We start from the raw sequence: 19,731 nt of genomic DNA on the forward strand, positions 1-19,731 counted from the left end.
CGGGCTAGACTTCACGTCGTGACCGGTACGGACGGAGACGCGGTGGCATCGGGGGAGCAGCGGGACGATCGACCTGCGGCCGCGCGCCCGAGCCGGCGGGCGGCCGACGCTCTCGCGAGATCCGATGCGAACGCCGGCGCGGTACGTGCCGCACGAGCGGCACGCAGCCTCATCCCGGATTCCCGGTCCGCCCCGCCGGGTGGCCGCGCGTCGGATCGGGTCGCCCGCCTGATCGGTGAATCCCGTCCGGACCGCCCCAGTGTGCTGCGGGAACTGGGCCTCGGCGCGGTTCAGGTGTGGCAGGCGCTCGTCTCCCGTCGTCCTTTCCGCGACGACGACCCGGTACCGGCCACGATCCTGTTCACCGATCTGGTGGGGTTCTCCACGTGGGCTCTCGATGCCGGAGACGACCAGGTCCTGCGACTGCTCGCCCAGGTGAACGACGTGACCGAATCCGTGGTCACCGCTCGCGCCGGCAGTGTCGTCAAACAACTGGGCGACGGTTCGATGGCGGTCTTCCTCGACGGGACCGAGGCCATCGAGGCCGCGTACGAGGCCATCTGTGCGGTGAGCGCGTTGACCATCGACGGTTATCGTCCACAGCTGCGGGCGGGGCTGCACACCGGGACACCGCGCGCGGTCGGCGACGACTTCCTCGGCGTGGACGTCAACATCGCGGCGCGGGTCGCCGACGCCGCCGGCCCCGGCGAACTCCTGGTGAGCGATGCCACCCTCGCATCCGCGGACGCCGAGAAGTATCACCGGCGCAGGCGCAGGTTCAAGGCGAAAGGCGTACCACGCGATCTGGAGGTCTTCGCCGTGGTGCCCCGCTATGACGCCGGTACTTGACGCCGGTGCCTGACGCCACGCGTCGTAGCGGGCATCGAGTTGGTCATCTGCAGATCGTGGACCATTCGCTCACAGGTCACTTCGACGTCTGCTCATCTGGTGACACTGGTCGGTGACTCGGCGCACAATGGGTTGGTGCCTGTACGGGCGACCGCGTCGAGTCGGCGGCGCGGGTCGCCGCGGGTGGCAGTGTCCGGAAGACAATCGCGGGACGTGATGGCAATGGACAACAAGCAGCAGCAGATGCTGGCATTCGAAACTGATTGGTACCAACTCGGCGGCGGCTCGTCGCGCGTGATCACCGAGCGGTTCGGCCTCACCGATCGCGACTTCTTCAGTGAGGTCGACCGGATCGTCGCGTCGGATCCGCCTCCCTCGCTGACGCATTCGGAGTTGGGCAGGATGCGCAGTGTGATCCGTCGCCGACTGTGGATGGCGCGCTGAACCCAGCTGTCGGCACGGGTGCCCGACGGAAGTGCTCGACTCCGGGCCTCTCGGACGCTAATCTGACAACAGCAGTCCTCAGAATGCTTGTCGTCTGAATTCGTGGAGGTCCGACATGACGGTCACACAGCCCTCGCCGACCGAGTCCGCCGGCGCGGTGATCTCGCACGCCGACGACGAGATCGAGCTCATCCCGCCGGACTCGCTGACCGCCGAGCTCACCGGGCGGTTCACCTTCTTGCCGGTCAACGGCGCGGCCTTCGTGATGCAGGTGATGCACCCGACCATCGGCGACATCGTCGGGAAGTACTCGGTGTTCCGGACAGATCCGCTCGGGCGCGCCGTTCGCTCGATCGATTCCGTGCTGCGCTGGGTCTACGGCGGCACCGAGGCGATCGAAGAGGGCAAGCGACTGCGGCGGATGCACCAGCCCCTCCAGATGCGGAACGCGCAGGGTGCTCACATCAGCGCCCTGAACCCCGAGGCCTACCAGTGGGTCATCGCCACGGCCTTTCCCACCTCGTGCAGCGCCGCGCCGCTGATCCTCGGGCGGGAGTTCACCGCTCCCGAACGCGACGAGGTCTTCCGGGACAACCGGCGGATCGCGAAGATCGTGCAGGTACCGATGCGCGGCTATCCCGAATCGATCGAGGAGTTCTGGCGGTATTACGACGACATGGTCGAGAACACCTTGGTCGCGCATCCGGTGGCCCTCGACCTGATCGCCCAGATGAAGGCGGCGCCGAGGCTCGACGGCGCAGTCCCGCCCCCCGTGCTCCGGCTGGCCAACACGGTCGCGCGGGTCGCCGCCGTCCCGGTCCAGAAGCTGAACTACCTGACCACCGTCGGCGTCATGGAGCCACGCGTACGCGAGATCCTCGGCTTGTCGTGGAGCGCCGACGAGCAGCGTGAACTGGAGCGGATCCACTCGGCCATCCGGTTGTCGTACCGAGTCCTGCCCGAGCGGCTCACCTACTTCCCGCTGGCCTATCACGCGCGCCGCCACCACGCCGCCATACAGGCGATGAAGCGCCGCGAAGGCGCCGGTGCCGCCTACAAGGTCGCAGACCGCGCAGGCGCCCCCGCCGCAGGCCAGGGGCCGCCCGCGAAGTTCTAAACTGGGCTGGTGCCGTTTTCCGACGATGACCTCGACGCGTTCTATCGGGACATCGAGGCGCGCACCGCCGCGTCACCTCCTCGACGCCGTCGACGAATCGGTGTCGAGCGGCGTCGTGCCCCAGTGTGCCCGACCCCGGAGAAGGACTCGTTCTCCGCGGAGATGTCTGCGCGCGACAGTATTGCGCGAATTCGCCACCGTGTCCCTCCCGACGTCACTCTGCGTTGCTATGAATGTGTTTGCGGCTCATGGCATATCACGAGCCGGTCGCCACGGTGACCCGACTCGCGGCCGCCGGCGCGGTGATCGATCTGGCCACCGTCGACACGGTGGCCACCGCCGACGCGTATGCCCGTTTGCTGGGCGGTGTGGCGTCGACGTCGTCGTCCGTGGGCAACGGGTCGATCCGATGGCATGCGGTGAACGCGAACGACACCCACCGAGTGTCGTTCGGCGTCGCTGACCGCGTCGCGGCCGAGAGACTGCTCGACCGCCGCGGGCTGTCGCGCGATGAGCCGGTCGCGGTCACCGACGACGTCGGCTTGGTGGAGGCAGGCGACGGCGAGCTCGAGGCCATCGATCATCTCGTCTTCACCGCGCACTCCCGCGATCACGCGCTGGCGGTTTTCGGGGCCTGTCTGGACCTCGATTTCCGGCTCGATCGGGAGATCGGCGACGGCGCACGCCAACTGTTCTTCCGGGCAGCCGATCTCGTGGTGGAGGTGGTGACCGACTCCGCGCCGGCGGGTGATCCGCAGCCCTGCGCATTGTGGGGTGTCGCGTGGCGATCGCGAGATGCCGCGGTGACGCACCGTCGGCTGGCCGATCTCGGAGTGCCGACGAGCGAGGTCAGGACCGGACGAAAGCCGGGCACGCGGCTGTTCACCGTCCGTGATCGCGCCCTCGCCACCCGGACCGTGGTGATCGAGACGGAATCACGTCACGCGGAGTAAGCACGGATCCTGTCGACCTGCGTGGACCGACCGTTCGGACGTTTGCGAGATCAGATGGAAGACTGGACCCATGACCACTCCGCCCGCCGAAGCGGGTCCACGTCCCGCCGTCGTCGTGGTGTCCGCCGATCATGCCGACACCCTCATGTCCGAGTTCGAGCGATATCGGCGCGACTACGACATCACCTGCGCGAGTTCGGCGATCGAGGCGATCGCTCTGCTCGGCAGGCTCCGGAGTGAAGGGCATCAGGTGGCCCTGATCGTCACCGAATCCGAACTCTCCGACATGAATCTCCTCGAGGCGCTCTCGACGTTCCGCAGTATCGTGCCGACCGCCCGGCGGGTCGTCGGGATCCACTGGAGCCGTTTCCTCCAGGACAGTGAGACGCTGCGGCCTGCCCTGCAGAAGGGCAAGTTCGATACGTTCCTCCTCATCCCGCGCGGACCGCGGGACGAGGAGTTTCATTACGCGATCACCGAACTCCTGTCGGACTGGGGCGCGACCGTCGCAGCGCCGGAGGTCGAGGTGCTCCGTATCATCAGCCCCGCCCTCACGCCACTGACGATGTCGATCCGGGACTTCCTCGAACGAATGGGCATGCCGTACCGGACATATCCTCCCGACAGCTCCGCGGGACGAGCCGCCATCGCGCTCTGGTCCGCCGACGGCAACCGGATCCCCGCCGAGAGCAACCTGTTTCCCGACGACGGCACCGCCGCGCCGGGTGGGTCACACACCTCGGTACCCACGCCGCTGGTGCATTCTCTCCGGGGCGCCGCCGACGCGGTCATCTCGCCGGACTCGGTGCGTGACGTCGCGGAGATGCTCTACGGCCGCCCCTCCGACATCGAGCTCGAGACCATCGTCGACCTGGCAGTGGTCGGGGCGGGACCGGCCGGCCTCGCTGCCGCCGTGTATGCGGCGTCGGAGGGACTGAGCACCGTCGTCATCGAGTCGGAGGCCATCGGCGGGCAGGCGGGCACGAGCTCGATGATCCGCAACTACCTCGGTTTCCCCAGGGGTATCTCGGGCATGCGGCTCGCCCAGCGGGCGCGTACCCAGGCCGTCCGCTTCGGTGCGCGGTTCTTCACGGGCTGGCCGGTGGAGAGTCTCGTCGTCGAGGACTCCTCCGCGCCCTACCGCCTGCGGACCGAGGGCGGCGAGGTCTGTGCTCGGTCCGTCCTGATCAGCACCGGCGTCGCCTACCGTCGCCTCGGCGTCGCCGATCTCGAGGATCTCGTCGGCCTCGGCGTCCATTACGGCGCGGCGATGAGCGCGGCCCGGGAAATGGACGGACACGATGTGTTCGTGGTCGGCGGCGGCAACTCGGCAGGCCAGGCGGCGATCCACCTCGCCCGGTACGCGCGTTCGGTCACGATCGTGGTCCGACGACCCGATCTCACCTCGACGATGTCGCAGTATCTGATCGGGGAGATCGCCTTCAACCCCCGCATCACGGTGCGCGGCTCGAGCGAGGTCGTCGACGGCGGCGGTGCCGGCCGTCTGGAATGGATTACGTTGCGCGACAGGATCACCGGGAATCAAGAGCGATGCGCGGCCGCAGGTCTGTTCCTGCTCCTCGGCGCATCGCCGCACTGCGACTGGCTGCCGGACGACGTGGAGCGCGACGACGACGGCTTCGTCCTGACCGGTCGGGAAGTTTCGCACGATCGCTGGCTCGGCGATGTGCCACCGGCCAACCTCGCCACCAGCGAACCCGGCCTGTTCGCCGCCGGTGACATCAGGGCGGGCTCGATGAAGCGGGTGGCCGCGGCCAGCGGTGAGGGGGCCAGTGTGGTACCCCTCGTGCACACGTGGCTGGAATCGTTGCGACAGGTCCAGCCCTCATGACGACGACTGCGTTCCCCGCCGCTCGGCACGCGGCCGATCAGTCGCGAATCCCCCGATAGATCCCACGGCGCACGATCCATGGCTGTAGCACCGAATCGATCGACCATGCCGGGAACCGGAAGGGCCTGCCATTGGGCGCGAAGACCTCGAGTCCATCGGGCTGGACGCCGACGACCGATCCCCAGCGTCGGCTCCGGGGCCGGTAGCTGCGCAGCGGTCGCCCGGCGAACGATGCCGTGACGTTGTGCGCCACGAGCCGATCGGCCCGGTTGCGTGCTGAGTTGCGCAGCGGGTCGGTGGCGGCGACGTCCCCGACCGCGAAGACGTTGTCCTGGCCGTGAACTCGGAGATCCGTGGTGACCCGGACGAAGCCGCGATCGTCGAGGAGATCGGCGGGGAGCCATTCGGTGTTGGGCCGGACCGCGCCGATCGCCCAGATGACCGCGTCGGCGCGCGTCGGCTGCTGACCGGTGGACCAGGTGACCGGCTCGGCGGTGATCCGATCGACGGCCCCTCCATCCGGGATCACCGCGCGGTGGCCGGGGTGCACTGTCACCCCGAGTCGATCGAGCCGCCGGCGCACGTGATGCCAGACCCGTGGATGATGCTGGGGGAGTGCGCGATCGCCCGGAAAGTACAGATCAACGGTCTTGCCGGGCCAGACGCCCGCGACGTTGGCCGCCGCGCTGACCGCGGCGGCCCCGCCACCGATCACCGCCACCGACGACACAGCCGACAGCCGCTCGTGCGTGGATTCGAGGTCTGCGTCGACCTCGTCGATCGACTGTAGCGTCGGCTGCCGCCAGAATCCGTTACGCACCCCGGTCGAGATGACAAGGGCGTCATAGCTCTCGACGACAACGTCACCGTCGCCACCACAGACCGCGACGGTGCGTGCGGCCGGGTCGAGACCGGTGAGGGTGCCGTGGACGACGCGCACACCGTCGAGCCCGCGGAACCTGGTGAACGGAATCCAATAGTCCCGGCGCCACGCTTCCGGCCGGGCGATCCGGCTGCCGACCTCCTGTCCGCTCACGAGTCCGGGTTTGACGGAGACCCCGACGACGTCGTGGTGGCGGGCCAGGTGGATCGCGGTGAGGATGCCGGTGTCGCCGAGCCCGGCGACCACGATCCGCCGGGCGGAGGTGCCGTCAGCCATGCGACGCCGCCCGTGGCGGTCGCGGCAGGAAGCGGGGCACCCGGTCGATGACCGCCTGGTATCCGGGACGGCGCTCGAGGCTGCGCTTCTCCATCATCGGGATACTCGCACCCTCGAACAGCGCGAGCATGATCACCGCCCCGGCGAACAGCCACCACGCGTCGGTCGGTGCTGCGGCGACTCCGAAGAGTGCCAGCGCGAACCAGAACGAGAACTCGCCGAAGTAGTTCGGATGCCGGGACCAGCTCCACACGCCCCGATCCATGACGTCACCGGGTCGGCGGTGATCGGCGAACACACGCAGTTGCCGATCGGCGACGGATTCGAGCAGAACCGCGCCGAGCCCGACCACGAACGCCACGACGACGAGCCAGAACGGCCCGTCGGACGGCCGGGTCACCGCCACGTACACGGGGAGCATGCCGACGAACACCTGGAGGGTGGGGATGACGTGGATCGCGAAGAGATCCGCCGGCCACGACCACCTTCCCGCGCTCTCGCGGATCATGCCGTAGCGCCAGTCCTCGTGATGGAGACCCGGGAAGGTACTCACCCAGTTCGCCGTGAGCCGGACCGCCCAGACCATCACCACGATCGTCAGCATCCACGATCGGAGATCATCGATGCCGAGATCGCCGCGCCACCACCAGAAGACCAACATCAAGGGCGGTATGACGCTCCAGTAGGCGTCGTAGAAACTCGAGTTCCGGTAGTGGCGACTGAATCCGAAGATCACCAGAGTGGCGAGGAGGTCGGCGATCAGCGTGTCCAGCCACAGCGCGGACGTGGCGGGTCCCCAGATCAGCCACAGCGCCGCCACGGCGACAGCGATCACATAGGCGATCGTGATACGGACGAGGCCGTGGGCTCGTCGGCTCGTTTCAAGGGTCGACATGGTGCGCGACGCTCGACCGTCAGATCAGGGTCGCGAGTTGTTCGACGTCGGCGACGCTGCCGGGCGACACCAGCATGGTCGTCACACCGGCGGACTCCCAGCGGGCGACCTGGTCGCGGACGTGTGCGATGTCCCCGACAATCGCGGAATCCTCCACCACCTCGTCCGGGATGATGCTGGCCGCCTCGTCCTTGCGTCCGGCGCGGAACAGCGCGGTGACCTCGTCGACCACCTCGGCAAATCCCATCCGGCGGTACACCTCGGCATGGAAGTTCGTGTCCTCGCTGCCCATGCCGCCCATGTAGAGCGCCAGGAACGGCTTGATCGCCTCGTAACTGGCGGATCGGTCATCGGTGATCACGATCTGGGCGGTCGCGCAGATCTCGAAATCCTCGCGGCTCCGTCGTGCCCCGGTGCGCGCGAAACCCTCGTCGAGCCATTCGTTGTACGTGTCAGCCAGGCGCGGCGTGTAGAAGAGTGGCAGCCAACCGTCGGCGATCTCGGCGGCCAACGCGATGTTCTTCGGCCCCTCGGCCCCGAGCATCACCGGGATGTCGGCGCGCAATGGATGCGTGATCGGTTTCAGTGGCTTGCCGAGCCCGGTGGTGTCGTCGCCGGCCAGCGGCAGCGGATAATGCGGTCCCGCGCTGGTCACGGGCGCCTCACGGGCCCAGACCTGTCGCATGATGTCCACGTACTCGCGCGTCCGCGCCAGCGGCTTGGCGAATCGCTGCCCGTACCATCCTTCGACGACCTGCGGGCCGGAGACACCGAGGCCGACGATGTGTCGTCCACCGGAGAGATGATCGAGGGTCAGGGCCGCCATCGCGCAGGCCGTCGGCGTTCGCGCGGACAGCTGGAGCACCGAGGTGCCGAGGCGTACGCGTTCGGTCGTCGAGCCCCACCAGGCGAGAGGAGTGTAGGCATCCGATCCCCAGGCCTCGGCGGTGAACACGCTGTCGAAGCCTGCCGATTCGGCGGCCGCCACCAGTTCGGCGTGGTTCTTCGCCGGCCGCGCGCCCCAATATCCCAGCTGTAGACCGAGTTTCATATCGCTCCCGTGTTGATCGTCGCCGGCCGGAGGGGCCGATTGTCCTCAGCCTAGAGTGTCGTCTCCCAGCATCTCGCGCACATCGCGCGCCAACGCGAGGCACGACGTCAGACCAGGCGATTCGATTCCGAACATGTTGACCAGGCCCGGCATGCCGTGCTCGGTGGGGCCCTGGAGGAGGAAGTCGGCGGCGGGCTCACCGGGACCGCTCAGCTTCGGCCGGACGCCGGCGTAGGCGGGCGCCAGCGCGTGGTCGGGCAGCTCTGGCCAATACCGACGGATCTCGGCGTAGAACCGATCGGCGCGGTCGGGATCGACCCGATAGTCCACCTGGTCGGTCCACTCGACGTCGGGTCCGAAGCGGGCTGCACCTCCCATATCCAGGGTCAGGTGGACCCCGAGGCCACCATCGGTGGGCACCGGGTAGATGAGTCGACGGAACGGCACCGGACCCGCGGACAGGGAGTAGTAGTTCCCCTTCGCCAGCCTGCGTGCCGGGATCCGGTCCGCCGGGAACCCGTCGAGCGAACCGGCGAGATCCCACGCTCCGAGACCCGCGCAATTGATCAGCGCCCGGCACCGGAGAGACCCGGCATCGGCGACGTCGAGCGTCATCGGTGAACCTTCCCGAACCGACCCTGAGACCACGCGGCTGCCGAGCGCGACACCTGCTCCGGCCGCCTCCGCGTCGGCCCGCAGCGCCCGCATGAGGCCGTGGCTGTCGACGATGCCGGTCGACGGCGACAACAGCCCTGCGACGCCGACGAGGTGCGGCTCGAGTCCGCGCAGCCCCGACGCATCGAGCTTCTGCAGATCCGTGACACCGTTCGCGGCCGCATGCGAAGCGATCTCGTCCAGCCGACCGATCTGGTCATGCGCCGTCGCGACGATGATCTTGCCCAGGCGACGATGCGGCACCCCGCGGTCGGCGCAGTATCGGTAGAGGAGCTCGCGTCCGCTGACACAGGCGGACGCCTTGCGGCTGCCCGTCGGATAGTAGATACCGGCGTGGATGACTTCGGAATTGTGCGAACTCGTCTGCGTGCCAACGGCACTCTCGGCCTCGAGGACGAGTACCTCGTGACCGGCGCGCGCCAGGTCACGGGCCACGGCAAGGCCGACGACACCGGCACCGACGACGACGGCATCGACAGTCTCCACCACGATGTCGAGGGTAGTGAGCCCCAGCGGCCCTGAGAAGACTAGATTGGGCGACACCTGCCATCGTCGCTCGAGGGGATCTCTGTGAACCGGTTTCAGCAGACAGCATCGATCGTCAACAAGCTCGTGACACCGGTGCTGCGGCTCCCGGGTCTCAGGTCGGTCCTCGGCCGGTCGATCATGGTCCTCCGATACACCGGGCGCACCTCGGGCAAAGCCTTCGAGCTCCCCGTCGGCTACCGCCGCGACGGCGGCGATATCGTCGTCGGGGTGGCGATGCCGGACAAGAAGAGTTGGTGGCGAAACTTCACCGGTGAGGGAGGCCGCGTCACCATGGTGATCGACGGGACGACACGCACCGGACACGCGATCAGTCGCCGCGACGACAAGGGCCAGGTGCTGGTCCGGATCGCCGTGGACACCGACAGCTGAGCCGCACAACTCCCGAAGGACCCCCGATGACAGTCATCGACACACTTCTCAGTTCGCTCGCCGACGGCTCGGTCTCGGTCGTCGACCTCACCGCGCCGCTGAGCCCGACCACACCGGTCCTGCAGCTGCCGCCGCCCTTCGCCAACACGATCTCGATGTCCCTGGAGACCGTGAGCGACTTCGACGACAACGGACCGTTCTGGGGCTGGCACAACATTCACACCGGCGAGCACACCGGTACCCACGTCGATGCCCCCAGCCACTGGGCGACCGGCCGCGAGGGTAGTTCCGTCGACCAGATCCCACCGGGTCGTCTGGTGCGTCCGGCGGTGCTCCTCGACTTCACCGACGCGGTTGCCGAAGATCCGGACTTCCTTTTGGAACCAGAGCATCTCGACGCCCATGTTGCGGAGAACGGACCGCTGCCGGACGGTGCCTGGCTGCTGTTCCGGACCGGATGGAGCCGATTCAACACCGACGCCGGCCGGTTTCTCAACGCCGACGACGACGGACCGCACAGCCCGGGAGTCTCGGTGGCCGCCGCGCAGTGGCTGGCGTCGTCGCCGATCACCGGATACGGCGTGGAGACGGTCGGCATCGACGCCGGACAGGCAGCGGCCATGGACCCGATCTTCCCGGCCCACCACCACCTGCTCGGCGCTGACAAATACGGGCTGACGCAGCTCCAGAATCTCGGAGCCGTTCCTCGTTCCGGCGCGATGCTGGTCGTCTCACCGTTGCCGATCGTCGGCGGAACCGGCTCGCCCGCACGAGTTCTCGCCCTCGTCCCGGCCTGATCGGCCGACACCATGGCGTGCGTGGCGGACGTCGTCGCCCAGACCCTCGTCGAACTGGGCGTCGGGACCTGCTTCGGGGTGGTCGGTAGCGGCAACTTCGTCCTCACCAACGCCCTTCGGGCACGCGGTGTGCCCTTCGTGGCGACGCGTCACGAAGGGGGCGCTGCGTCGATGGCCGACGGGTACGGTCGCGTTGCCGATGTGCCGGCGCTGGTGTCGGTGCACCAGGGCTGCGGACTGACGAACGCGATGACCGGCATCGCCGAGGCGGCCAAGAGTCGCACCCCGATGCTGGTGTTGGCCGCGGACTCCGCGGCCGGCGCGGTGCTCTCGAACTTCAACATCGATCAGGACGCTCTGGCCCGTAGTGTCGGTGCCGTCGCCGACCGTGTCCACGGGCCCGGTTCCGCCGTTGCCGACGTGACTCGCGCATATCGCACTGCCGTGCAGGGCAGGCGTACCGTCGTCCTGAGTCTGCCGCTCGACATCCAGGCCGCCGAGCTCGCCGCGCCGGATGCTGCCGCCACCCTGCTCACCTGCGATCCGGTTCGGCCGTCCGCGGATTCCGTTGCGGCACTGCAGGAGTTGATCGAGGCGGCGGAGCGGCCGGTGTTCGTGGCCGGACGTGGGGGTCGTGCCGCCGGGGCCCAGATCGCCGAGCTCGCCGCGCGTGCCGGTGCGCTCGTCGCGACATCTGCGGTCGCGAACGGGTTGTTCCGTGGCGACCACTTCGATCTCGGAATCTCCGGTGGCTTCTCCACCCCACTCACCGCTGAGCTGATCCGTTCCGCCGACCTGATCGTGGGGTGGGGTTGTGCGCTCAACATGTGGACGATGCGGCACGGGACACTCATCGGCGCACAGACTGCCGTCGTGCAGGTCGACGACGATCAGAGCGCCCTCGGGGCCCATCGCCCGATCACCATGGGAATCCATGGGGACTGCGGCGCGACCGCGGCCGATCTGATCGATGCGATCGTGGAGGAGCGCACCGGATACCGGACCGTGGAGGTGGCGCGACGCCTGGCGGCCGGGCGACGCTGGAACGACGTGACCACGACGGACATCTCGACGGCCGACCGCATCGATCCGCGGGTGTTCAGCGCCGTACTCGATGGCGCACTGCCGTCCGAGCGCGTCGTCGCGGTCGACTCCGGCAACTTCATGGGTTATCCCAGTGCCTATCTACGGGTTCCCGACGAGAACGGTTTCGTGTTCACCCAGGCCTTCCAGTCCATCGGACTCGGCCTGTCCAGCGGGATCGGCGCCATGCTCGCGCGACCCGACCGGCTCGCGGTGGTCGCCGCAGGCGACGGGGGATTCCTGATGGGCGTCGCGGAGTTGGAGACGGCTGTCCGGCTGGGTCGGCCGATGCTGATCGCCGTGTACGACGATGCCGCATACGGCGCCGAGGTGCACCACTTCGGCCCCGACACCGACCTCGGTTCGGTCACCTTCCCGGACACCGACATCGCCGCGCTGGCCCGCGGTTTCGGCGCTGCCGCGGTCACGGTCAGAAGCCGCGCCGACATGGAACACGTTGTGACGTGGCTCGATTCCCCCTCAGGGGTGCTGGTCGTCGATGTGAAGATCGCTTCCGACGGCGGGGCCTGGTGGCTGGCCGAAGCCTTCACAGGACATTGAAGCCGTTGACACGAGACGGATGCCGACGAGTCGGAACAACGGGCCGGTAGTAATTGCCGAAAAGCCAACGGATAATGGCGTGGTTGTTGGCCTTCATTCGGTCCGGTTAGGGCCGTAAACGATCGCTCGGGACGGGGCAGAGGTTGAATCGTGCTGACTTGTAGAACTCGTTCAACCATGCAGCGAGATCATTCACTCGCGCATGCTCGGCTACGCCAAGGGAATGCGGCGGCGGGTCGGACGCACTGCCACGCTTGACCCCGTGGGGCACTGAGGTGTGGCCATCTCATCTCAGGTGGCCGATGCGGAGGCGTGCCGATGGGTGGCGGGCTGGAACAGTTCGATCAGATTGCCGGCAGGGTCGGCGAGCAGGATCTGCCGGCCGCCCGGGCCGCTGACCGGATGGCTGCGGAATGCGACGCCGGCGTCGCGCAGGCGGGCGCTCTCGGCATCGAGGTCACTGACGATGAGGTGGATGCGGTTGCCGCCCGGGCCGGTGGTGTCTGCGGGTGTGGCGCGGGCGCCGGAACTGGCCGGGCCGGACAGCAGGAGGCGCAGGGAGCCCCGGATCACGTCGGCGAAGGCGGGGGCGGGATTGGTGTGCAGGGTGAAGCCGAGGTGGCGGGTGTAGAAGTCGATGGCGGCGGGCACGTCATCGACGAGGTACCGGACGCTGGCGTATTCGCTCGGTGTGGTCATCGGTCACTCCTTGTCACGGTTGGGTGGTGAGGATCGGCAGTAGGTATCGGATGCGGCCGTCGATCTCGGCCGCGGTGGCCTGGAAGGCCGGATAGTTGGTGTCCTCGTCGGTACCACCTGGTGTCGCTGGGTCGGGGATGCTCCAGTGGACCGAGCGGATGTCGGCGCCGAACTGAGGGCAGACTTCCCGGGCCTTGTCGCACAGGGTGACCACCTTGTCGAACCGGTGGTCGGCGAGGGTGTCGAGATCGCGGGGACGCCGGCCGGTGATGTCGATCCCGAACTCGTCTCGCAGCACCCGCACCGCGTTGGGATGCATGTCCGGTTTGGGGCAGGTGCCGGCGCTGATCGCGTCGACCCGACCGTTGCCGTAATGGTGCGCAAGCGCTTCCGCGATCACGGAGCGGGCACTGTTGCCGGTGCACACGAACAGCACCGCCACGGGTGTCTTCGGGTCGAAAAGTGGGGGTGGGGGGGTCCGGCCGAGTGCCGGGTGCAGTGCGGCGCCGGTGCCGCCCAGCATCTGGCTGCAGCGGTCCAGGTCGAGGTGGTAGTAGCTATCGCGGCCGTCGAAGCTGCTGCGTGTGGCCCTCACCAGCCCGCCGTCGCGCAGCAGTCGCAGGTGGTAGGAGATCAGGCTTTGCGGCTCACCGACCAGCGTCACCATCTCCCGGACTCGGTAGTCGCTGCCGGACAGCGTCGCCAACAGCTGCCACCGCAGCGGATGTGCGGCCAGCTGCACGAACGTCGGGACGGGTTGACGCAACGGCACCACTACACGAGAATAACACGAGATACATCAAATCAGTTTGATCTAACTGGCGACGGCGATGGATGCGAGTGGAGCAGGGTGTCGAAACAACGATGACTGGTACGCCGGGCGGGCTGCACCGGCGCTTGGGGCTCACCGATGCGGTCGTTATCGGTCTCGGGGCGATGCTCGGGGCTGGGATCTTCGTGGCCCTGGCGCCCGCGGCCGGTGCGGCGGGGTCGGGGTTACTGATCGGGCTCGCGGTCGCGGCGGTGGTGGCCTACTGCAATGCAACCTCGTCGGCGCGGCTGGCGGCACGATACCCGGTCTCCGGTGGCACGTATGTGTATGGGCGCGAACGACTCGGCGAGTTCTGGGGCTATCTGGCGGGCTGGTGTTTCGTGTTCGGCAAGACCGCCTCCTGTGCGGCCATGGCGTTGACCGTGGGCGCCTACGCCTGGCCCGAGCAGGCCCACGCCGTCGCGGTCGCGGCGGTCGTGGCGTTGACGGCGGTGGACTACCGCGGCGTTCAGAAGTCGGCCCTGCTGACCCGGGTGACCGTCGCCATCGTGCTGGCCGTGCTCGCTGCGGTCGTCGCCGCAGCGTCGACCTCCGAAACCACCGAGGTCGCCCGGCTTGCATGGGGTTCCGACATCACGGTGGGCGGGGTGCTGCAGGCGGCGGGGCTGTTGTTCTTCGCCTTCGCCGGGTACGCGCGGATCACGACCCTCGGTGAGGAGGTCCGCGATCCGGCGCGCACCATTCCCCGCGCGATCCCGCTGGCCCTGGGCATCACCCTGCTCGTCTACACGCTTGTCGCGGTCGCCGCGCTGCTGGTGCTGGGTCCGAACGGGCTGGCCGAGGCGACCGCACCGTTGTCGAGCGTGGTGGCCTCGGCCGGGGTCGGCTGGCTCGAGCCCGTCGTGCGCGTCGGGGCAGTAGTGGCCGCGCTGGGCTCGCTGCTGGCCCTGGTGCTGGGTGTCTCTCGTACCACCCTGGCGATGGCACGGGACCGGCATCTCCCGTATTTTCTGGCCTCGGTGCACCCCCGGTTCGGGGTGCCGCATCGCGCCGAACTCGCCGTCGGTGTGGTCGTGACCGTCGCCGCAGCAACCACCGATGTCCGTACCGCAATCGGATTCTCGTCCTTCGGCGTGCTCGTCTATTACGCCGTCGCCAACGCCTCCGCATGGACGCTCACGCAGACTGACGGACGGCGGCTCGGGCGTGCCATCCCGGCATTCGGGCTGGTCGGATGTCTGATACTGGCGTTCATTCTGCCTGGGCGGTCGGTCCTGGCCGGCACCGCTGTCTTAGCGGTGGGCGCAGTGATCTACGCCGTGCGCCGCCGACTCGGCGCTCCGCCCGCGCCGACATCAGACGTGCCGCAGCAGTAAGTCCACCACCAGAAAAGAGCTTCACCGAGCCGGCCACAACTGAGGTGCAGTAGTCCGGAACGAGGCCCGTGAGGTCTTCGTGAGGGATCCGATCCACTCGGGGAGTCTCGGTTCCGGGATTTCAGTCGTCAGGAGTTGTTCCGGTACTTCACCCTGCCCCGGCTGACGTCGCGTTCGCCGATCCTGGCCGGGCCGCGGGCCGGCGGACTGGTTGGGAGTGAGGGTGGCTCAGGCCCGCGGTCATTTCGTCCATCGCGGCGATGAGGTGCACAGGAATCACCCCGGGCGGGGTGATGGTGTCGATGCCTTGTTGTTTGAGCACGAACAGGTCGACGCTGCTTGAAACCGGGCGGCGAGGTCGGTTATGTGCCGCACCGATCGGAACGGCCGCGACAGACGGGTGATCACCAGTTCGGCAGGGTCACCGATGGGTTTGGTGATGTATCGCAGTGTCAGGGTGGTGCCGGGATAGGCACCGATCAGACCCGGCCACATGTCCAGAGTCCTGATTTCGGACAGATCGGTAACCATGGACTACACGACATCCGGTGGCATTTCGACGATTACTACCGAAACCTCAACGACCACCCTTGAGAGCGCGTCGCGGGCGCAGTTCGGAGCGAAGCCACGCATAGACACCGTCGTGGTTCAACAGCGTGAAATGGTGCGCGCTCCCGACATGGAAGCCGTCCGATGGCCGCAAACCGATTGTGCGGTGACGACTCTGTCCGCGCCCGCTCTCGGCCAGCACCAGACCATCGCCCAGCAGTCGCCCCAGCGGGTGATCGGCGCGTCGGGTCACCGACGCGGTCGCGAACAGATGACGGACGTTCGGCGGCAGCGGAGCGTCGTCGGGGAGCGGCTGTCGGAGCACATCGCGCTCGACGTCACGCCACCCCTCTTCGGTGAGCGTGCCGTGAAAGAGGTCCCGGACTCCCGCACTGCGCCGCCGGAGCAGGTTGCCGAACGGATTCGTCGCGGGAAACCCGCCGAGCGCGGCGGTGGCCGCATGCACGCCTTTCGCCATCGGTGCGCCGAGATGCGGCGTACCCAGATACACCGTATGTCTCAGCAGGGCGGCCCAATACAGGTCTTCGCGGACGGCTCGCTCGCAGGCACTCCGGATGACGAGCCCACCCATGGAATGGCCGATCAACGACAGGTCGGTCACCGGCACCGGCCACAGCAGGACGAGAGCCGACAGGACATCGGCGAGTTCACGGCCGTTGTCGCTCACGTGGCGACCGGAGTTGTAGCGGATCCGGATCTCGGTGCTGGCGATGTCGTCGCTGAGTCGTCGGCCGTAGGTGGGGCGGCCGCCGATCTCCCAGGCGTACTCGGATTCCATCAGGCCGTGGAGGAACACCGTGAGGTGGCTGCCGGCATCGGGAAACACCGCTCGCAGGGCTTCCGCGGTGGGCGCCACCTCCCGGCCGTCGACACGAATCGTCATCGCGGCGGCCAATGGGGAAGTGTCCTGCGACAATTCGTCGCCGATGAGGCCGTTGAGGATGCCGAGCGAGATTGCTCCGCGGGAGGTCTCAGAGGGGGCGCGGCCGGCCACCGGAACCGCCGCGACCATGCCGGCCAGTCTCGCGACGAGATCGGCGGAACCTCCGGCGGTGGTGTAGGCCGCCAGCGCGAGCGTGTTGTGGACCATGCGGACCGGGTCGACTCGGCGTCCGAACGCCATGCGTAACCCGCCGAACACGCCGTCGGCGATGGATGTATGGACCTTGGCGACGCCGGTGGTCGCCCGGCGGAGTTCGGTCCCCGCGAGCACGGCGAGGGCGTCGAGTTCCTCCTGGCGACAGTCGACGGAAGCGGTCACGGATGGAGTGTACATCTGTGCACCGAAGAGCCGTGGGACGCGAGTCCTCGCTGCTATTGGTCCCAGACGATCTTGGCCAGTGCTTCCCGATCGGCGACGTCGAGCTTGATGGACGCACGATAGATGTGTCCCTCGACGGTCCGCACGGACACCGTGAGGCGTTCGGCGATCTCGCGGTTGGTCAGTCCCTGGGCCACCAATGCCGTGATCTCCCGTTCCCGCGCGGTGACCGGCAAGGGTCGGGCGGCCAGACGGATCGCAGGGCTGGTCGCGCCGTCGCAGATCTTGGAGAGGCGCAGGGCCCGCGCGCTCGACTCCGCGCGCTTCCCGCGACGCCCGGCGTGCTCGTGCAAAGCCACCGCCTGGGCCGCGGCATCGGCTGCCGACAGGAGCAGTCCGGCATGTTCGAAATCCCGACTCACATCGTCGAGTGCCGCCGCGTCCGCCTCGGCGACCGCCATTGCGTGCCGTGCGTACAGGCGCGCCACCGCTCCTTGCAGCGCGGGCGCGACGGCGGCGAGGCGGTCGGCGACGGTTCGGTCGCCGAATCTCGCGGCGTGATGCAAGGCCTCAGCTTCGAGAGCGAACTGCCCACTGTCGTGGGCGACATCGGCCGCCGAACGCGCGAGCTCGACCGCCGAGCGGTCACTCCCTCCTGCGGCGGCAACCCAGGCGCGGGCGATGATGCGTTGCGGTTCGTGCAGCGCCACATGCGATCCGACGTGCTCCTCGGCGTCGCGGAGCACACGCTCGGCCTCTGCCACATGGTTGAGGGCCGCGTAGGCCCGGGCCAGCAGCAGTCGCGCGGGAAGCCGCCAGGGCAGCGACGTCTCCGCGTTGAGAGCGGCGAGTGCCTGCTCGATCGCCGAGATCGCCTCGCGGAAGCATCCGCGGTAGGTCGCCACCAGACCGGACATGATCTTGGCGATGGCCCATCCGAGGAACTGTCCCGACGACGAGAACTCGGTGTAGCCGGCCACCCGCTGTTCGGCTGTGACGAGGTCGCCGACCATCGTCAGCGCGAGCGCGTCGCAGTACCGCACCATGACGCGGATCATCCCGTCGGTGGCCTTCTGCTCGGCTCGACACCGCTCCGCGATCGGTTCGTAGTCGTGACCGCGACCGGCGACCGGCATGGCCAGCCCGGCGGCGAACGCTGCGAAGTCGATGGCCTGCTTCGGTACGTCCGGCTGGGCCAGCACCCGTTCGGCCTCGTCGATGCCCTCAGCGATCCGGTTCTCGTGCACAGCCATCGCGGCGCCTGCGGCGTCCACGACCAACATGATCGCGGGATAGTCGACCTTGTCTCGCATCAGATCGAGGAGCCGATGGCTCTGCGTGACGTCGCCGATCGACCAGAACAACAGACTCATGCGGGGCACGCCCCACTGCACGAGTTGCAGCTCGTCCAGATCATCGGGGTCGAAGCGGGCCAGGATGTCGTCGGCCTCCATCGGACGGCCCTGCCAGAGCAGTGCCCGCGACAGGAGCTCGCCTGCAGCGAGTCCGCCGTCACGGTCGAATGCCGCTCGGGCCAGACGTTCTCCCAGCGGGAGATTGGCAAGGAAGAGCGCATCCTTGGCAGCCGAGATCAGCAGACCGGCGTCGATCTCCTGGTCACTGTCGACGCACAGCCGGGCCAGCCGAATTCGGTCGGCGGCAGATGCTACCTCGCGATCGCGTAGTTGAGAGACGATGCGGGAGCGCAGCTTCCGGCCGGCCATCGTGCCGATACGCCGACGGATGACGTCGCCGTAGAGCGGGTGGACGAACCGGACGTTGGTGGTCGCGCCGTCGCGCGTGACCCGGATCAGATTCTGCACCTCGGCCGCATCCAGGGCATCGGCGCCGACCAGCTCGATAAGAGTGTCGATGTCGAGGGGTTCGCACAGCGCCAGCAACTTGAGCGCCTCCATCACCTGCTCACCCGCGCGATCGAGACGATCGTCGAGCAGCGCGACGAGGCCCGACGGCACCGCGGTCGGGCCGCGGAGCTGCCACACCCCGTTGGTCTCCGACAAGGTACCCGCGTCCACAGCGCCTTCGACCATGTTCCGCAGGAACAACGGGTTACCGCCGGACGACTCCCAGATCACGTCCGCACTCAGGCCTTCGAGGGTCCCGCCGAGCACACGTTCGACCAGGGTGGTGCAGTCGCCTTTGCCGAGCGGCTGCAGTTCGATGCGCGTCAGATAGCCGTCCTTCCACAACGACGTCACCGCATCGGGAACCGGTTCGCCGGTCCGCACCGTCGCGACGATGCGGGCCGACCGCTCGATGGCGATCTGATGGAGCAGTGTGGCCGAGAGCTGGTCGAGCAGATGCGCATCGTCGACCCCGACGATGGTGTCGGGCTCGGCCAGCAGGGCTTCCCGCGCCGACACGAGTGCCGCGATCGGGTCACGCGATGCGATCGGCTGCACCCAGGGCGCGAACGCACCGAGCGGAATCGCGTGCGACGATTCCGTGCAGGCCGCCCATTGGACGGGCACACCGAGTGCGCCGGCGACGGTCCGCGCCAACGTCGTCTTACCCACGCCCGCGGCGCCCACGAGCACCACACCGCGGCCATCAGAACTCGTCAGCGCGGTTCGAATGGCATGGTCTTCGGCCGGTCGACCGAGCAGCTGCCAGCGGCCTCCCATGGGGGCCGAGTATAGATCGGACGACCGGTCAGGTGTGACTGTTCGGCGCAGTCC

General features: G+C 68.1%; 17 protein-coding genes. 9 read left to right on the forward strand and 8 right to left on the reverse strand.

The genetic code is table 11. The features are described from left to right. Nucleotides 1-18 precede the first annotated feature (18 nt). The 5 genes from OVA31_RS23115 to OVA31_RS23135 all read left to right on the forward strand — a co-directional run bounded on the left by OVA31_RS23115 (nucleotide 19) and on the right by OVA31_RS23135 (nucleotide 5,215). Nucleotides 19-849 (forward strand): adenylate/guanylate cyclase domain-containing protein, encoded by an 831-nt coding sequence (locus tag OVA31_RS23115; RefSeq protein ID WP_420714107.1) that lies wholly within the window; start codon nucleotides 19-21, stop codon nucleotides 847-849. A gap of 222 nt (nucleotides 850-1,071) precedes the next feature. Continuing rightward, nucleotides 1,072-1,293 carry a DUF3263 domain-containing protein gene (locus OVA31_RS23120; protein WP_267631674.1) on the forward strand — a complete coding sequence of 74 codons (222 nt, stop codon included), beginning with the start codon at nucleotides 1,072-1,074 and terminating at the stop codon, nucleotides 1,291-1,293. Between the two features lie 115 nt (nucleotides 1,294-1,408). Beyond that, the gene (locus tag OVA31_RS23125; protein ID WP_267628859.1) at nucleotides 1,409-2,410 is read left to right on the forward strand and encodes an oxygenase MpaB family protein; all 1,002 of its coding nucleotides are present in this window, start codon (nucleotides 1,409-1,411) and stop codon (nucleotides 2,408-2,410) included. Nucleotides 2,411-2,658: 248 nt separating this feature from the next. Continuing rightward, nucleotides 2,659-3,363 carry a VOC family protein gene (locus OVA31_RS23130; protein ID WP_267628860.1) on the forward strand — a complete coding sequence of 235 codons (705 nt, stop codon included), beginning with the start codon at nucleotides 2,659-2,661 and terminating at the stop codon, nucleotides 3,361-3,363. Between the two features lie 70 nt (nucleotides 3,364-3,433). Then, entirely contained in the window at nucleotides 3,434-5,215 is a 1,782-nt protein-coding gene (locus OVA31_RS23135) for an FAD-dependent oxidoreductase (protein ID WP_267628861.1), read from the forward strand. A gap of 37 nt (nucleotides 5,216-5,252) precedes the next feature. Here OVA31_RS23135 and OVA31_RS23140 read toward each other — a convergent pair whose 3' ends face one another. Genes OVA31_RS23140 through OVA31_RS23155 form a run of 4 tightly spaced genes read right to left on the reverse strand, consistent with a single transcriptional unit; the run spans nucleotide 5,253 to nucleotide 9,484 of the window. Beyond that, a complete protein-coding gene (locus OVA31_RS23140; RefSeq protein ID WP_267628862.1) occupies nucleotides 5,253-6,374 on the reverse strand; it encodes an FAD-dependent oxidoreductase in 1,122 nt (373 codons plus the stop codon). Next, nucleotides 6,367-7,269 carry a DUF1295 domain-containing protein gene (locus OVA31_RS23145; RefSeq protein ID WP_267628864.1) on the reverse strand — a complete coding sequence of 301 codons (903 nt, stop codon included), beginning with the start codon at nucleotides 7,267-7,269 and terminating at the stop codon, nucleotides 6,367-6,369. Before OVA31_RS23145 ends, OVA31_RS23140 begins: the two co-directional genes overlap by 8 nt. Before the next feature lie 19 nt (nucleotides 7,270-7,288). Next, the gene (locus OVA31_RS23150) at nucleotides 7,289-8,320 is read right to left on the reverse strand and encodes an LLM class F420-dependent oxidoreductase (RefSeq protein WP_267628865.1); all 1,032 of its coding nucleotides are present in this window, start codon (nucleotides 8,318-8,320) and stop codon (nucleotides 7,289-7,291) included. Nucleotides 8,321-8,365: 45 nt separating this feature from the next. Beyond that, a complete protein-coding gene (locus tag OVA31_RS23155) occupies nucleotides 8,366-9,484 on the reverse strand; it encodes an NAD(P)/FAD-dependent oxidoreductase (RefSeq protein WP_267628866.1) in 1,119 nt (372 codons plus the stop codon). 81 nt (nucleotides 9,485-9,565) lie between these two features. Here OVA31_RS23155 and OVA31_RS23160 point away from each other — a divergent pair, with 81 nt between their 5' ends. Genes OVA31_RS23160 through OVA31_RS23170 form a run of 3 tightly spaced genes read left to right on the forward strand, consistent with a single transcriptional unit; the run spans nucleotide 9,566 to nucleotide 12,354 of the window. Further along, nucleotides 9,566-9,913 (forward strand): nitroreductase/quinone reductase family protein, encoded by a 348-nt coding sequence (locus OVA31_RS23160; protein WP_267628868.1) that lies wholly within the window; start codon nucleotides 9,566-9,568, stop codon nucleotides 9,911-9,913. A 26-nt stretch (nucleotides 9,914-9,939) separates the two neighbouring features. Next, nucleotides 9,940-10,710, forward strand: a complete 771-nt coding sequence (locus OVA31_RS23165; RefSeq protein WP_267628869.1) for a cyclase family protein — start codon at nucleotides 9,940-9,942, stop codon at nucleotides 10,708-10,710. Between the two features lie 12 nt (nucleotides 10,711-10,722). Further along, nucleotides 10,723-12,354, forward strand: coding sequence for a thiamine pyrophosphate-binding protein (locus OVA31_RS23170; RefSeq protein WP_267628870.1), 1,632 nt, complete (start codon nucleotides 10,723-10,725; stop codon nucleotides 12,352-12,354). 291 nt (nucleotides 12,355-12,645) lie between these two features. On the opposite strand, the gene OVA31_RS23175 is transcribed toward OVA31_RS23170, so the two are convergent. Together OVA31_RS23175 and OVA31_RS23180 are read right to left on the reverse strand one after the other, a co-directional pair. Continuing rightward, a complete protein-coding gene (locus OVA31_RS23175; protein ID WP_267628871.1) occupies nucleotides 12,646-13,053 on the reverse strand; it encodes a VOC family protein in 408 nt (135 codons plus the stop codon). Between the two features lie 13 nt (nucleotides 13,054-13,066). Then, complete coding sequence (locus OVA31_RS23180) at nucleotides 13,067-13,828, reverse strand: ArsR family transcriptional regulator (RefSeq protein ID WP_267628873.1); 762 nt, start codon at nucleotides 13,826-13,828, stop codon at nucleotides 13,067-13,069. Nucleotides 13,829-13,917: 89 nt separating this feature from the next. Between OVA31_RS23180 and OVA31_RS23185 the strand changes: the two genes are divergently transcribed. Next, entirely contained in the window at nucleotides 13,918-15,201 is a 1,284-nt protein-coding gene (locus OVA31_RS23185; protein ID WP_267628874.1) for an APC family permease, read from the forward strand. Nucleotides 15,202-15,778: 577 nt separating this feature from the next. On the opposite strand, the gene OVA31_RS23190 is transcribed toward OVA31_RS23185, so the two are convergent. Continuing rightward, a complete protein-coding gene (locus tag OVA31_RS23190; RefSeq protein WP_267628875.1) occupies nucleotides 15,779-17,032 on the reverse strand; it encodes an alpha/beta hydrolase in 1,254 nt (417 codons plus the stop codon). A gap of 53 nt (nucleotides 17,033-17,085) precedes the next feature. Further along, entirely contained in the window at nucleotides 17,086-19,677 is a 2,592-nt protein-coding gene (locus OVA31_RS23195) for a LuxR C-terminal-related transcriptional regulator (protein WP_267628877.1), read from the reverse strand. Between the last annotated feature and the right edge of the window lie 54 nt (nucleotides 19,678-19,731).

Origin of the sequence: Gordonia sp. SL306, from assembly GCF_026625785.1 — a bacterium.
Classification (GTDB): domain Bacteria; phylum Actinomycetota; class Actinomycetes; order Mycobacteriales; family Mycobacteriaceae; genus Gordonia.